Source organism: Neisseria sp. P0022.S010 (assembly GCF_051956635.1).
In genome coordinates this window covers 13,911-28,161 of record NZ_JBQCXF010000020.1, presented here as the reverse complement: position 1 = coordinate 28,161, position 14,251 = coordinate 13,911, and the positions used below count along the sequence as shown (strand labels likewise).

Annotated in this window: 11 protein-coding genes and 1 other RNA gene; 3 read left to right on the top strand and 9 right to left on the bottom strand. The window is 52.5% G+C overall.

Annotated elements, in window-relative coordinates; translation table 11 throughout:
* Positions 1-320: 320 nt before the first annotated feature.
* From nadC to ACTHUT_RS04170, 4 genes are all read right to left on the bottom strand, one after another.
* The gene (nadC, locus tag ACTHUT_RS04185; protein ID WP_440386734.1) at positions 321-1,202 is read right to left on the bottom strand and encodes a carboxylating nicotinate-nucleotide diphosphorylase; all 882 of its coding nucleotides are present in this window, start codon (positions 1,200-1,202) and stop codon (positions 321-323) included.
* A gap of 134 nt (positions 1,203-1,336) precedes the next feature.
* A complete protein-coding gene (locus ACTHUT_RS04180; RefSeq protein WP_013449309.1) occupies positions 1,337-1,819 on the bottom strand; it encodes a hypothetical protein in 483 nt (160 codons plus the stop codon).
* On the bottom strand, positions 1,816-2,061 hold the full coding sequence (locus tag ACTHUT_RS04175) for a hypothetical protein (protein ID WP_016687381.1): 246 nt from the start codon (positions 2,059-2,061) through the stop codon (positions 1,816-1,818). Before ACTHUT_RS04175 ends, ACTHUT_RS04180 begins: the two co-directional genes overlap by 4 nt.
* A 118-nt stretch (positions 2,062-2,179) precedes the next feature.
* Positions 2,180-3,118 carry an NUDIX hydrolase gene (locus tag ACTHUT_RS04170; RefSeq protein WP_440386732.1) on the bottom strand — a complete coding sequence of 313 codons (939 nt, stop codon included), beginning with the start codon at positions 3,116-3,118 and terminating at the stop codon, positions 2,180-2,182.
* Between the two features lie 158 nt (positions 3,119-3,276).
* Between ACTHUT_RS04170 and nadA the strand changes: the two genes are divergently transcribed.
* Positions 3,277-4,389 carry a quinolinate synthase NadA gene (nadA, locus tag ACTHUT_RS04165; protein ID WP_440386731.1) on the top strand — a complete coding sequence of 371 codons (1,113 nt, stop codon included), beginning with the start codon at positions 3,277-3,279 and terminating at the stop codon, positions 4,387-4,389.
* A 51-nt stretch (positions 4,390-4,440) separates the two neighbouring features.
* Entirely contained in the window at positions 4,441-5,949 is a 1,509-nt protein-coding gene (gene nadB, locus ACTHUT_RS04160; protein WP_440386730.1) for an L-aspartate oxidase, read from the top strand.
* Between the two features lie 189 nt (positions 5,950-6,138).
* Here nadB and ACTHUT_RS04155 read toward each other — a convergent pair whose 3' ends face one another.
* On the bottom strand, positions 6,139-9,972 hold the full coding sequence (locus ACTHUT_RS04155; RefSeq protein WP_440386729.1) for a DUF3683 domain-containing protein: 3,834 nt from the start codon (positions 9,970-9,972) through the stop codon (positions 6,139-6,141).
* Between the two features lie 260 nt (positions 9,973-10,232).
* Here ACTHUT_RS04155 and ffs point away from each other — a divergent pair.
* Positions 10,233-10,329: signal recognition particle sRNA small type (ffs, locus tag ACTHUT_RS04150), an RNA gene on the top strand.
* 124 nt (positions 10,330-10,453) lie between these two features.
* On the opposite strand, the gene ACTHUT_RS04145 is transcribed toward ffs, so the two are convergent.
* From ACTHUT_RS04145 to ACTHUT_RS04130, 4 genes are all read right to left on the bottom strand, one after another.
* A complete protein-coding gene (locus ACTHUT_RS04145) occupies positions 10,454-11,671 on the bottom strand; it encodes a uracil-xanthine permease family protein (RefSeq protein WP_440386728.1) in 1,218 nt (405 codons plus the stop codon).
* A 167-nt stretch (positions 11,672-11,838) separates the two neighbouring features.
* Positions 11,839-12,150 carry a hypothetical protein gene (locus ACTHUT_RS04140; protein WP_036490806.1) on the bottom strand — a complete coding sequence of 104 codons (312 nt, stop codon included), beginning with the start codon at positions 12,148-12,150 and terminating at the stop codon, positions 11,839-11,841.
* Positions 12,151-12,213: 63 nt separating this feature from the next.
* A complete protein-coding gene (locus tag ACTHUT_RS04135; RefSeq protein WP_440386727.1) occupies positions 12,214-12,825 on the bottom strand; it encodes a hypothetical protein in 612 nt (203 codons plus the stop codon).
* Positions 12,825-14,087, bottom strand: coding sequence for a multifunctional CCA addition/repair protein (locus tag ACTHUT_RS04130; RefSeq protein WP_440386726.1), 1,263 nt, complete (start codon positions 14,085-14,087; stop codon positions 12,825-12,827). Before ACTHUT_RS04130 ends, ACTHUT_RS04135 begins: the two co-directional genes overlap by 1 nt.
* Positions 14,088-14,251 lie beyond the last annotated feature (164 nt).

Genomic DNA, 14,251 nt, shown 5'->3' with positions numbered 1-14,251 from the left:
GTCCACACTTCCAAATCGAAGGCTTGGATGTTAACTTGTCATTGGTATCCCAAATGCCTAAAGAAAAGAAATAAGCAATTAGGCAAGCTTGAAAAATCCTCTTTCCTTTTGGGAAAGAGGATTTTTTATTTCCTACAAGTTATCCATTTTGCTTAGTAATAAAGGAATTCTTGCAAAATCCTTCACATCCCCAAATGTCTTGATGGGAATTTAGGGAATTTTTGCAAAGATCTTAACCTGAATAATTGGGATATGTATCAAGAAATATAATTTACTTGATAGTGCAGTACCCTGTCTTTTGCTTTATAGCCAACTCAAACTTAAGCCACGAAATCCAAGCCTATGTCCAACGAGCGGCTACTGTGGGTCAGATAGCCGAGGGCGATGCCGTCCACGCCGGTTTGTGCCACTCGCTTCAGGCGGTCGAAGCCGATGCCGCCCGATGCTTCGCAATAGATGGTGTGTGTGGGGGCGGTTTGCGTGTGGCAGCGGTTTGCCGCTTCTTCCAGGGTTTCGTCGTCCATGTTGTCCAGCAAAATCCGTTCCGCGCCCGCCTCGATGGCTTTGTCCAGTTGTGCCAACGTGTCCACTTCGATTTCTACGCAAGTCAACGGTCCGACCGCCTGTTTTGCCTGCCGAACGGCTTGGGCGATGCTGTCGCAATAGGCGAGGTGGTTGTCTTTGATGAGTACGGCGTCGTATAAACCCATGCGGTGGTTCTTGCCGCCGCCCGCCCTGACGGCGTATTTTTGCAGCACGCGCAGCAGGGGGATGGTTTTGCGGCTGCATACGATGTCTGTACCGTATTCGGCGACCTCGGCAACGGCACGCGCGGTGGCGGTGGCGATGCCGCTCAAGTGCGTGAGGTAGTTGAGCGCGGTACGTTCGGCGGCGAGCAGGGCGCGGGCGTTGCCTTCGACGGCGGCCAGCGTCTGACCTGCGCTAACGGTTTGTCCGTCGTGGATTTCGGCTTGGAAGTTGACGAGGGGATCCTTAATTGTAAATGCAAGACGCGCCAAGTCCATGCCGGCGATAACGCCGTCTTCGCGGCTGACAAGGGAGAGTTTGGCGGTTTTATCGGGGGCGATAACGGCGGCGGACGTAATGTCGCTACGCCTACCCAAATCTTCGCTCAAGGCTTGTTCCACCATGGGGCGCAACAGGGTGTCGGGCAGGGGGAAGAGGGTGTTTTCAGACGACATGGGGTTTCCTTTGTTGAAAAAGATGGATGTTGCACCGATGGGGTAAAACTTCATTTTATAGTGGATTAACAAAAACCAGTACGGCGTTGCCTCGCCTTAGCTCAAAGAGAACAATTCTCTCCGGCGTCATCTGATTATTTTGAAATTGCCATTTCAATGACTTGCTCAACATAGTTGTTTTCCAAATCAATTACGTCTCCTTTTCTTTGTTTTGATATTTTTAATTCGTCATACGCGTAAAAAATAGCAATTTTTTTCCCTTCACAAAATAAATGTCTGTCGGATTTATTCATCATATACATACTTTCATTCCTTACGATGCCTTCACCATCTATAAAACTAAAACTATTCGGTATGTTTCTTCTTTCCATTCCTGCCTCATATATTGACGATATTACTCCGGAAACGCTTCTGGTGATAATCTGTCCGGAATCAATATTAGCCCACCATTCATCCGACGCAAACAATCCTTTGTCTTTTTTGATGCCAAAGATACTTTCGTCATTCAATGACAGTAATCTTGTATCTTCAATATGCTCCTTCTTTTTTCTATTTTTCATATCTTTTTTAAAATCATAAACCAAATACATATCATCATCTAAATTTAAATAGCTCATTTTATATCTCCAATTTTTTCAAAATGAATAATCTGTTTCTCAAAAGCTTCTTTGCCGCCAGATTTCCCCAGCCCTGTATTGACTACCCCTTTTCCTTTATTCACATGTGGTTTTCCTTGGCCTTCAAGCTTGAATTGCACTTGTGTTTTTTCAGTCCATCCCTTATTTGTGCGAGGTAAATCTGGAAAAAGTTTGCCTGTGGCTGAGTTGCCTGTGGTGCCAATCTTTTTTAAAACTTCCATAGTTCCTGGTAAGGTGTTCAAGCACCAAGTGAATCGGTTCCGTACTATCTGTACTGTCTGCGGCTTCGTCGCCTTGTCCTGATTTTTGTTAATCCACTATAGGTCGTCTGAAAACGGGCTAACGGCTGCCCAGCGGCAGTCCGATGTCCGAAATCAGCCTGTCGGGCAGGACGTCGTCGCGGAAACGGTAAAGCTGCGCGGGACGGCCTTTGCTGCCCGATACTCCGGTATCCGACGGCTCGATGAGGTTTTGCTGCTGAATCTGGCGGCGGAAGTTTTGCTTGTGCAGCAATCTGCCGCTGATGGCTTCGACGCTGTTTTGCAGTTGCAGCAGCGTGAATTCGGGCGGCATCAGTTCGAAAATCACGGGGCGGTATTTGATTTTGGCGCGCAGGCGGGACAGGGCGGTCGCCAGTACGCGGCGGTGGTCGTGGCGCATGGCCTGCCCCGTGAGCGCGAAGTCGAAGTTTGCCTGCGGCTCGGCGGCTTCCGCTATCAGGCCGCTTTCATACAGCATTTCATAGCGTTGCAAAACGTATTCTTCCGACCAGTTTTCCGGCTCGACCCCCCAGCACAAATGAATGCGCTTGAGCCGCTTTTGGCGCACTTCCTCCGTATCCGCCGAGTTTGCCCAAATGCGCAGGCGGCTGACGATGCTATCGCGCTGTCCGCCGTCGGTACGCAAATCTTCCCACGGAAAATAGCAGTAGCAGTCCTGCCATTTCGCATCAGGATGCAGGATGTTGTCGGCCGCCTCACGCACCAGCCCCAGATAGCTGACGTACAAGACAGGCATGCCTTGCTCGTTTTGGCGGCGCGTATCGACAAAGGTGTAAAGCTGTTCTACATAGCCCATAGGCTGAGATGTCTGCTTGGCGACCCACATTCTGACTCCTGCTTGCAGAGAGTGGCGAAGCGGTGCAAGCAGGCCATTGGGTAATAGCTCTCCTTTGGCAACTGTCAAAACCCTCAAGCTGCCGTTTGTAATGGCGATCAGTACAGGAACCAGCTCGACGATACTTTGCGTATTGGCTGCTGTTTCAGGATAGGCATCCATGCGTGGCTTTCATTCAAGAGAAAACCTTATTGTAAACCAAAGCGGTTTTCAGACGACCTTGCATATTATACTCAAGTTGAGCATAATATAAAACTATTTCAAAATATAAACGGCAAACACCTTCATGCCGTCTGAAAAACCAGCTACAAGGAAACATCATGCAAACCGCCGCCCGCCGCTCGTTCGATTACGATATGCCACTCATCCAAACGCCGACTTCCGCCTGCCAAATCCGTCAGGCATGGGCGAAGGTTGCCGACACGCCCGACCGAGAAACAGCAGGCCGTCTGAAAGACGAAATCAAGGCTTTGTTGAAGGAGAAAAATGCGGTCTTGGTGGCGCATTATTACGTCGATCCGCTGATTCAGGATTTGGCTTTGGAAACAGGCGGATGCGTGGGCGATTCGCTGGAAATGGCGCGCTTCGGTGCGGAACACGAAGCCGGTACGCTGGTGGTGGCGGGTGTGCGCTTCATGGGCGAGAGCGCGAAAATCCTCTGCCCTGAAAAAACGGTGCTGATGCCTGATTTGGAAGCGGAATGTTCTTTGGATTTGGGGTGTCCGGAAGAAGCGTTTTCAGCTTTTTGCGACCAACACCCCGACCGTACGGTGGTGGTATACGCCAACACTTCCGCCGCCGTGAAAGCACGTGCCGACTGGGTGGTAACGTCTTCGGTGGCGTTGGAAATCGTGTCGTATCTGAAATCGCGCGGCGAGAAACTGATTTGGGGGCCAGACCGCCACCTCGGCGACTACATCCGCCGCGAAACAGGCACGGATATGCTGCTGTGGCAGGGTTCGTGCATCGTTCACAACGAATTCAAAGGGCAAGAGCTGGCGGCGTTGAAGGCGGAGCATCCCGACGCGGTGGTGCTGGTTCATCCCGAATCACCGCAAAGCGTCATCGAACTGGGCGACGTGGTCGGCTCGACCAGCAAGCTGCTGAAAGCCGCCGTATCGCGCCCTGAAAAAAAATTCATCGTGGCGACCGATTTGGGCATCCTGCACGAAATGCAAAAGCAGGCACCCGACAAAGAATTTATCGCCGCCCCGACGGCGGGCAACGGCGGAAGCTGCAAAAGCTGCGCGTTCTGCCCGTGGATGGCAATGAATTCGCTGGGCGGCATCAAATACGCCCTGACAAGCGTACACAACGAAATCCTGTTGGACAGAAAGCTGGGCGAAGCCGCCAAACTGCCTTTGCAGCGTATGCTTGACTTCGCGGCAGGGCTGAAGAAAAAAGATGTGTTCAACGGCGTGGGCCCCGCCTGATTTGCCGTCCATATTGCCGTTTCAGACGACCCCTCAAACAAGGACAACACCATGCAAACGGATTGCGACGTATTGATTGCCGGAAATGGGCTGGCGGCACTGACGCTCGCCCTGTCGCTGCCTGAATCGTTCCGCATCGTCATTTTGTGCAAAAACCGGCTGGACGACACCGCAAGCCGTCATGCGCAAGGAGGGATTGCGGCGGCGTGGTCGGGAGAAGACGACATCGAAAAACACGTCGCCGATACTTTGGAAGCGGGTGCAGGTTTGTGCGACGAAGCTGCCGTCCGCACCATCCTGTCGCAGGGCAAACCGGCAATCGAATGGCTGCTGGCGCAGGGCGTGGCGTTCGACCGGAATCATAATGACTTGCACCTGACGCGCGAAGGCGGGCACACCTGCCGCCGAATCGCCCACGTCGCCGACTACACGGGCGAAGCAGTCATGCAGAGCCTGATTGCCCAAATACGCCGCCGCCCGAACATCCGCGTTTGCGAGCGGCAGATGGCGTTGGATGTTCAAACCGAATCGGGCGCAGCGTGCGGGCTGACCGTCCTCGACTGTCGAACGCAAGAAACCTACCGCATCCGCGCCCGCTATACTATACTCGCAGGCGGCGGCCTCGGGCAGATTTACTCCGCCACCACCACGCCGCCCGAATGCACGGGCGACGCCATCGCTATGGCGATACGCGCAGGCTGCGCAGTCGAAAACCTCGAATTTATCCAATTCCACCCCACAGGCTTGGCAAGGCCGTCTGAAAACGGCCGTACCTTCCTGATTTCCGAAGCCGTGCGTGGCGAAGGCGGCATTCTGACCAACCAAGCGGGCGAACGGTTTATGCCGCATTACGACCGCCGCGCCGAACTTGCGCCGCGCGACATCGTTGCCCGCGCCATCGCCGCCGAAATCGCCAAACAAACGCAAGACTTCGTCTCACTCGACATCAGCCGCCAACCCGCAGAGTTCGTCCGCCGGCATTTCCCCTCCATCCATCGGCACTGCCTATCCCAATGCGGCTTGGACATCACGCACCAAGCCATCCCCGTCCGCCCCGTGCAACACTACACCTGCGGCGGCATCCAAACCGACCCCAGCGGCAGAACCTCCCTGCCGCAGCTCTACGCCTTAGGCGAAACCGCCTGCACAGGGCTGCACGGCGCCAACCGCCTCGCCAGCAACTCCCTGCTCGAATGCGTCGCGACTGCCAGGCTTGCCGCCCAAACCATTGCGGACGGACAAGCATTCCAAACCGCACCGTCCCCAAGGCCGTCTGAAAGCCCCTCCGCCGAAACAGACATCTTTTCAGACGGTCTCCAAAACGTATTCAGCCGCCCCACCCTGCAAGCGTTCAACCAACGCCATCTGGGCATCATACGCAACGATACCAACCTACGCCGCGCCATCGCCCAACTGCAGTTTTGGAAACAAAACCAAGCCGAGCCGCACACCGCGTCCGAATACGAAAACCGCAACCTGCTCGAATGCAGCCTCGCCGTTGCCCAAGCTGCATACGCAAGGCGGCAAAACATCGGCGCGCATTTCAATAGTGATTGTTAAGGATAATAGCAAATAAAACAAAATTATTTAGTAAATTAAATCCTTACTTTAGAGAATTTAAGGTTTGTGCATTATAAAAAAGATTAAAATAAAGCAGGAAAAAAGGGAAAACTAGGGTGCAGGGATTGACAGTAGTTATGAGTAGACATAACTGGCCTCTTTGTACAACTATAAGTTATTGCCTAAGTTTTAAAGCAACACTTTCTCCACGCCGCCGTTGTTGGCTTTTTTCACAAACTCGTCCAGCCAGTTTTCGCCGAGGATGTGTTTCGCCATTTCGATGACGATGTAGTCGGCGGGCATGTCGTTGTCGTCGGCGTAGCGGCTTAGGCCTTGCAGGCAGGCGGGGCAGGAGGTGAGCATTTTGACGGGTTCGCCCTGCGGCAGCTCTTTGAGGTTTTTCTCGATTTCTTCCTGTTTGCGGAATTTGACCTGGGTGGCGATGTCGGGGCGTTTGACGGCGAACATGCCGGATTCGCCGCAGCAGCGGTCGCTTAAGACGACTTTCTGCCCCATGAGGCCACTGGCCATTTGGGTGGCGTTCATGGTTTTGATGGGCGTGTGGCAGGGGTCGTGGTAGAGGTATTGCTGACCTTTCACGCCGTTCAGTTTCACGCCTTTTTCGAGCAGGTATTCGTGGATGTCGATGATGCGGCAGCCGGGGAAGATTTCTTCGAAGCGGTATTTTTCGAGCTGGTCGTAGCAGGTGCCGCAACTGACGACGACGGTTTTGATGTCGAGGTAGTTGAGGGTGTTCGCCATGCGGTGGAAGGCGACGCGGTTGTTGGTGCTCATTTGCTCGGCTTTTGCCTTGTTTCCGCCCGCGTCCTGCGGATAGCCGCAACACATATAGCCGGGCGGCAGGACGGTTTGTACGCCGACGTGCCAGAGCATGGCTTGGACGGCGAGTCCGATTTGGCTGAACAAACGCTCGGAACCGCAGCCGGGGAAGTAGAACACGGCTTCGGCATCTTCGGGCGCGGCGGGGTTGCGGATGATGGGGATGCTTTTGTCGTCTTCGATGCCGAGCATGGAGCGCGGTGTTTTGGCGGGCACGCTTTTGGGCAAAGGACGGTTGATGAAGTGGATGATTTGTTCTTTAACCGGGGCAGTACCGACCGTGGCTTTGGGTTCAGCTTTTTGTTTTTTGGTGCCGACGGGTAGAAGCTTGCCGATTTTGTAGGCAAAGTTTTGCGCTGGGAAGCCGGTCTGTATCATGGCGGCGCGAAGGGCTTTGATGGTTTTCGGGCCGGTGGCGTTCAAAAATGCCATGCCCATCGATGCGGCAGGTGCAAAGCGTTTGTGGCCGGAATCGGCAAGATAGTTGCGGATGGCTACGGTTACGTCGCCAAAGTCGATGTTGACCGGGCAGGGTTTGACGCATCGGTGGCACACGGTGCAGTGGTCGCCGATGTCCATGAGTTCTTCGAAGTGTTTGATGGAAACACCGCGGCGGGTTTGTTCTTCGTACAGGAAAGCTTCGGTCAACAGCCCCACGCCGAGGATTTTGTTGCGCGGGCTGTACAGCAGGTTGGCGCGCGGAACGTGGGTGGAGCAGACGGGTTTGCATTTGCCGCAGCGCAGGCAGTCTTTGATGGAATCGGCAATGGTGCCGAGGTCTGATTTTTCCATAATCAGCGATTCCGCGCCCAACAGCTCGAAAGACGGCGTGTAGGCGTTGCGTAAGTCCGAGCCTTTCATCAGTTTGTGACGGTTGAAGGTGTGCTTGGGATCGACTTGGTTTTTGTAGTCCCAAAACGGCTGCAAATCTTCATCGGTCAGAAATTCGAGCTTGGTGATGCCGATGCCGTGTTCGCCCGAAATCACGCCGCCGAGCGAGCGGGCGAGTTTCATGATGCGCTCGACCGAACGGTAGGCCGTCTGAAGCATTTGGGCGTCGTCGGAATTGACGGGGATGTTGGTGTGGACGTTGCCGTCGCCGGCGTGCATGTGCAGGGCGACGAAGACACGTCCGCGCACGGTTTTGGCGTGGATTTTACCCAAACCTTCGATGATTTTGGTGTCGGTTTTGCCGCTGAAGATTTCGGCGAGCGGTTTCATTACGTCGTCTTTGACGGACACGCGCAGGCGGAAGTCGCGGAAGGCGGTGAAACAGCTCTCGTCGTCTTTGGCTTCGGGCGCGGCATGGACGGCTGCGCCGTAGCGGGCTTTGTAGTCGACAAGCGGCGTATCGAGATTGGCGAGCAACCAGTCCCAACGCTCTTTAACGGCGGAAACATGGGCAAGGGCGTGTTTGCCGCGTTCGCCCAAAAGTTCGGCGGTCGGCAGGTCCGTGCCCATTTTGTCGATGGGGAGTTTGCCAGACAGATATTGCTCTAATTCAGCACAGAGTTTGAGTTTGTTTTGGATGGAAAGCTCGATGTTGATGCGTTCGATGCCGTCCGAATACTCACCCAGCCGCTCCAGCGGAATCACTACGTCTTCGTTGATTTTAAAGGCGTTGGTGTGTTTGGCGATGGCGGCGGTGCGGCTGCGGTCGAGCCAGAAGGTTTTGCGCGCTTCGGGCGACACGGCGATAAAGCCTTCGCCGTCGCGGGCGCGGGCAAGTTCGCAGATGTGTTCGGCGGCTGCCTGTACGGCGGCTTCGTCGTCTGAAACCACGTCCGCCAGCAAGACCATTTTCGGCCGCCCTTTACCTGCCGCTTTGGTGGCGTAGCCGACGGCGCGGACATAACGCCAGTCCAAATGCTCCAAACCCGCCAGCCGCACGCTGTCGTGAGCGAGCAGGAAGTCGCGGATTTCGACGATGGACGGCGTGGCGGTGGCGACTGTGCCGAAAAACTCCATACACACGGTGCGCGTGTATTTCGGCATTTTGTGCAACACGAAGGCGACGCTGGTGATGATGCCGTCCGTACCTTCTTTCTGCACGCCGGGCAGGCCGCTCAAGAATTTGTCGGTAACGTCTTTGCCCAAACCGACTTTGCGGAATTTGTGGCCGGGGATTTCCAAGCGTTCGGTCTTAACGATATTGAGGCCGTCTGAATCCAGCGTGTGAACGTCGAACACGGCGGTTTCTTCGTCGTGGATTTTGCCGAAATTGTGGCGCACGCGCTCGATGCGCAGCCATTCGCCCTGCGGGTTGACCATCTGCCAGTAGGCGAGGTTGTCCAAGGCAGTACCCCACAGCACGGCTTTTTTGCCGCCCGCGTTCATCGCCACATTGCCGCCCACGCAGGACGCGTCGGCAGAAGTCGGATCGACGGCGAACACCAAACCCGCCTGATGTGCAGTTTCTTCTACCCGCCGCGTTACCACGCCCGCGCCGCAATGGATAATCGGATGCTTGCCGTCCAAGCCCGCCAGTTTGACAAATTCCACGCCGCGATGCTTGTCCAGCTTTTCCGTATTGATGACCGCACTATTTGCATCCAAAGGCACGGCACCGCCGGTATAACCCGTACCGCCGCCGCGCGGAATAATGACCAAATCCAGCTCGATTAAGGCGCGCACTAAAGGCGCGACTTCCGCCTCCGTGTCAGGATTGACGACGACAAACGGATATTCGACGCGCCAGTCGGTCGCATCGGTAACGTGCGTTACCCGCGCCAGCCCGTCAAACATAATATTGTGCGGCTTGGTGATTTTGCTCAAACGCTCCAAAATCTTATGACGTTTTTTGCTGGTTTCATCAAAACTACTATCAAAACGCTCGACCGCCTTTTCCGCCGCCGCAACCAATACATCGACTTGCGGATTGTCGTCGCGGCGTTTGCGGATTTCGTTCAACCGGTGGCGCATTTCCCGTACCAGCGCGGCGCGGCGTTTCGGGTGTTCCAGCAAATCATCGACCAGATACGGATTGCGCACGACCACCCAAATATCGCCCAATACTTCAAACAACATCCGCGCCGAACGTCCTGTTTTACGTTGGCCTCGCAGGTCTTGCAGGATTTGCCAGGCTTCGTCGCCTAAAAGTCGGATGATGATTTCGCGGTCGGTGTAGGAAGTATAGTTGTAGGGAATTTCCCGAATACGCTGCGGGGCGGTAGTCGTGGTCATGGTTGAGTTCCGTTGATAGGTATAATGTTTTTATATTAAAGGCCGTCTGAAAAATACGATTTCTTCTTGATGGCGTGATGTGTTAATGTAGTGTAATTTTCGATATTTTTCAATGCAAAAGACAATAAACATTTCAATGGGAATGATTTTCAACTAGTTAATATTGTTTACAATCTTGTCATGCAGATGGTTTTCAGACGGCCTGACAGATTTTATCGCTTGAGTTTTTCTGTAAAACCGCTATAATGCGTTTTTTCTACGGCGGGTCTCCCCGCATGGTAATTCGGAACACCGGGTCAGGGGCGGAAGCCAGCAGCCCACTCTGATGAGCCAGTGCCGGGGGTTCGGCTCGCCACCTTATTCAAAAATGCCGGAGATGATTGAGTCTCCGGCATTTTTTCATTGTATTATAAAGCGTAATGATCAAAAGGCCGTCTGAAATCTTATTTTCAGACGGCCTTTGAGTTTATGAACAAGCTATTTATGCTTCTTCTGATTTTGTATTGGGCAAAACACAGTTCAGGATAATGGCCAATACGGCACATAAACCTACACCGGCGAAGCTCAAAGTACCTACTTTGATAATCATGCCGCCAATGCCGGTCGTCAATACGGAGCTGACAATAACCAGATTTTTCGGCTGCATCAAATCGACTTTTGCATCAATCAATGTTTTGATGCCCAAAGAGGCGATAGTACCGAACAGCAGCAACATAATGCCGCCCATAACCGGCATAGGGATCGAAGCCAAAAACGCGTTAAATTTACCGAAAAATGCCATGCAAATCGCAAAAATTGCCGCCCAGGTCATGATGACGGGGTTGCTGTTTTTGGTAATCATCACCGCACCGGTCACTTCGCCGTAAGTGGTTACAGGTGGGCCGCCGATCAAACCGGCCACGCAGACGCCCAAGCCGTCGCCGGCGAGGGTTTTGTCCAAGCCCGGGTCTTTGGTGTAGTTTTTGCCGGTTACATTACCGATGGCCATAATGCCGCCGATGTGTTCAATGGCCGGGGCGATGGCAACGGGCAGCATAAACAGGGCAGCCTGCCAGTTGACTTGAGGCGTTTCAAAATGAGGAACGGCAAACCAAGGAGCGTTGATGATGGTGCCGGTGTCGACCAAGCCCATGATTAAAGCCAACACATAGCCGGAAGCCACGCCGATCAGAATTGGAATCAGCTTCATCATTTTGCTGCCGAAGACAGAAACGATGACGGTTACCGCAAAGGTAAAGCCGGACAGAATCAGCGAGTCGATATAGTCGATGACCTGCTTGCCGCCTGATTGACCCATGGCCATGCTGCTGGCTGCAGCGGCCACGGACAAGCCGATTACCATAATCACCGGGCCGATAACCACGGGCGGCAACAGTTTGTGTACCGCATCCAGACCACGCCATCTGATCAATGCGGCAAAAACAAAGTACATGAAGCCGGCCGCAAACAGGCCGAACATGGTAGAAGGCAGGCCCCATTCGCCGATGGAGTAGATAATCGGTGCAATAAAGGCAAAAGAAGAGCCGAGGAAAATCGGCACTTTACGTTTGGTAACCAATTGGAACAACAACGTGCCCAAGCCTGCGCCCAATAATGCCAAAGCCGGGTTCAGTCCCGTCAGAAGCGGCACAAGCACCATGGCACCGAATGCGACAAACAAAATCTGCGCACCGGCTATCGCCGTTTTAAGCTGATTCATAAAAGCTCCGAAGAAAATTCAAACGGCGCAGATTATACTGATTTATCCTAATTGTGAATATTTATTTACAAAAGGCCGTCTGAACAAATGTAACGATGAAACCTGTTCAGACGGCCTTATTCGATAGCGAATGGTTAGTAACTTATCAAAATCGATTAGGAAAATTCCTAACCGCGTGTTTCGCGCCAAACCAAATAATCGCGCAGGGGCGGCATGGGCGGATTGATGCAGTGGGGGCAGATGCCTGTGGTGTCTTCGTCGTCGCTGTCGATATGGTAGGCGTTGGGGTCAAAGCGCACCTGCTGCATCACCGCTTGCGCCAATGCTTGTTCCTGTACGACATCGAATTCAAATTTCTCCAAAATCTCATTCAATAGGCGGATTTCGCCGTCGCTGAAAGATTCGCTATGTTTGACAATAAGGCGTTGATAATCTTCATTGCTGATTTTTTCGTGAAGTAAATCGGTCTGGATGGTCATGATTTTTATTGTTGAAATAAGATGGTCAAGATGCGGATTATAGCGGATATTGTGGTAATTGTTTTAAAGGTCGTTTTCTGGTTTGAAAAGTGTCTCTGTTTTGGCTTTTTTTGTCATTAAGCTGTTTAATTTCGAGTTAATTGCTTGGCAATCTTCGCTATAAAAAAATTCACCGATGTGTATGGTTTCCCCATGATAAACAAATGACCATGCGCCTTGTTTGCTATTTGGTTTTCGTAAGGGGCTGGAGATGGTGGATTTATTTCTTCTCTGGCTCAAATAATTACGTAGTGTGATTTTAGTGTTTTCTGTATTTGCATAGTTCTCATGTGGCTGCCATTGAGATATTTCTACGAGTGAAAATTTTTTACCTTTTCCCAATCCAAATAGCGTGAATTGATGTGAAAGTATCCCATTTTGAACATGAATATGTTCTTGTCCAAAAAGTTGCCACAGTAAGTCATAAACACCTTGGCAAAAAAGCAGACCCAAAAATATAAGGATTATGATATTAAATGCTGATTCAAAGTTTAAATTTGGAATGTTTGCCAATATTAATAGTAAGATTACAAGGTCTCTACAAGTTAATAGAAGTCTGCGTCGGTTTCGTATAATTTTTGCTGACAAGGTAATTTTGCTTGGTGTTTGATTGATTTTATAACGAGAAGATGTCATCAATAGCCTCCTAATTTGTCCGCCTGATACGCTTTTTGCAGCGGTGTAATTTGTGCCAAGCGGGCATGATCGATGTGTTCGGCAATTAAATGGGCCTTGCCTTGTGCGCGGCACTCGGCGGCGATTTTGCCTGCATCTACTTGGTTGGCGGCCTCAAGTAAGGCCAGCCAGTGTTCGCGTTGCGGATAGGGGGTGTCTTCAAAGTTCAGACGGCCTTGTTTGTCGGCCACGCAGACGTTTAAGGCCGTCTGAAAACGTTCTGGGCGGCGGAATGCATCGGTTTTTTTCAAAACCTTCAAAATGGTTTTGCTTTTGAACTGCCCGACTTGATGGAGCATGATGTGCCAGCGGCAGACGAGTTCGGCAAGCTCGGCGCAGTGTTTGGGCGCGCGCAGGCGTTGATTGACTTCGCGGACGGGTTCGACACCATTGATGTCGTGTTCGTAGTGTTTCGGCAGGATATCGGCCGGTGTTTTTGCCTTGCCTAAGTCGTGTAATAGGGCGGCATAGCGTTCGGCAAGGGATAGATTCATTTCGGCGGCCCGTTGTACAACCATCAGCGTATGGATACCGCTGTCGATTTCGGGATGATAGTCGGCGCGTTGCGGTACGCCGAAAAGGGCGTCAAGCTCGGGCAGCAAGACTTTGAGTGCGCCGCATTCGCGTAAAACTTCAATCATTTTGCGCGGGTTTTTCTCCATCAAACCTTTGGCCAATTCTTGCCAGACGCGTTCGGCAACCAAGGCATCCGCTTCGCCGTTTTCTACCATTTGCCGCATCAGCGACATGGTTTCATCGGCAATTTGAAACCCATAACGCGCGGCAAAACGGGCGATACGCAAAATCCGCACGGGGTCTTCGGCAAAGGCGGGCGAAACGTGGCGCAGGATGCCGGCTGCTAAATCTTGTTGTCCGCCAAAGGGATCGATGATCGTGCCGTCTGAATCCTGGGCCATGGCATTGATGGTCAGGTCGCGGCGCATCAGGTCTTGTTCCAGCGTAACGTCTTTATCGGCGTGAAAGCTGAATCCGGCATAGCCTTTGGCGGTTTTGCGTTCGGTACGGGCGAGGGCGTATTCTTCGTGGCTGTCCGGATGGAGAAAGACAGGGAAATCCTTGCCAACCGGCTGATAACCCTGAGCCAACATGGTTTGCGCATCTGCACCGACGACTACCCAATCGCGGTCTTTGACGGGCAGGCCTAACAGATGGTCGCGGACGGCGCCGCCGACAAGATAGGTTTGGATGGTTTGTGTATTCATATAAAAATCGAACGATATAAAAAGGCCGTCTGAAAAGCCGTATCGGGTTTTCAGACGGCCTGATTCAGAATGCTATTATGACGCTTTAGGCTTGTTGCTGTCGATAATCTTCAGGCCGGCGGCAGCAACAAACCATATCGTTATGCGGCATATCCTTTATAATA

What these genes read in the sequence shown, in the direction of transcription:
- nadC (WP_440386734.1), bottom strand. Translation starts at nt 1,202, where the DNA reads ATGTCGTCTGAAAACACCCTCTTCCCCCTGCCCGACACCCTGTTGCGC.
- ACTHUT_RS04180 (WP_013449309.1), bottom strand. Translation starts at nt 1,819, where the DNA reads ATGAGCTATTTAAATTTAGATGATGATATGTATTTGGTTTATGATTTT.
- ACTHUT_RS04175 (WP_016687381.1), bottom strand. Translation starts at nt 2,061, where the DNA reads ATGGAAGTTTTAAAAAAGATTGGCACCACAGGCAACTCAGCCACAGGC.
- ACTHUT_RS04170 (WP_440386732.1), bottom strand. Translation starts at nt 3,118, where the DNA reads ATGGATGCCTATCCTGAAACAGCAGCCAATACGCAAAGTATCGTCGAG.
- nadA (WP_440386731.1), top strand. Translation starts at nt 3,277, where the DNA reads ATGCAAACCGCCGCCCGCCGCTCGTTCGATTACGATATGCCACTCATC.
- nadB (WP_440386730.1), top strand. Translation starts at nt 4,441, where the DNA reads ATGCAAACGGATTGCGACGTATTGATTGCCGGAAATGGGCTGGCGGCA.
- ACTHUT_RS04155 (WP_440386729.1), bottom strand. Translation starts at nt 9,972, where the DNA reads ATGACCACGACTACCGCCCCGCAGCGTATTCGGGAAATTCCCTACAAC.
- ACTHUT_RS04145 (WP_440386728.1), bottom strand. Translation starts at nt 11,671, where the DNA reads ATGAATCAGCTTAAAACGGCGATAGCCGGTGCGCAGATTTTGTTTGTC.
- ACTHUT_RS04140 (WP_036490806.1), bottom strand. Translation starts at nt 12,150, where the DNA reads ATGACCATCCAGACCGATTTACTTCACGAAAAAATCAGCAATGAAGAT.
- ACTHUT_RS04135 (WP_440386727.1), bottom strand. Translation starts at nt 12,825, where the DNA reads ATGACATCTTCTCGTTATAAAATCAATCAAACACCAAGCAAAATTACC.
- ACTHUT_RS04130 (WP_440386726.1), bottom strand. Translation starts at nt 14,087, where the DNA reads ATGAATACACAAACCATCCAAACCTATCTTGTCGGCGGCGCCGTCCGC.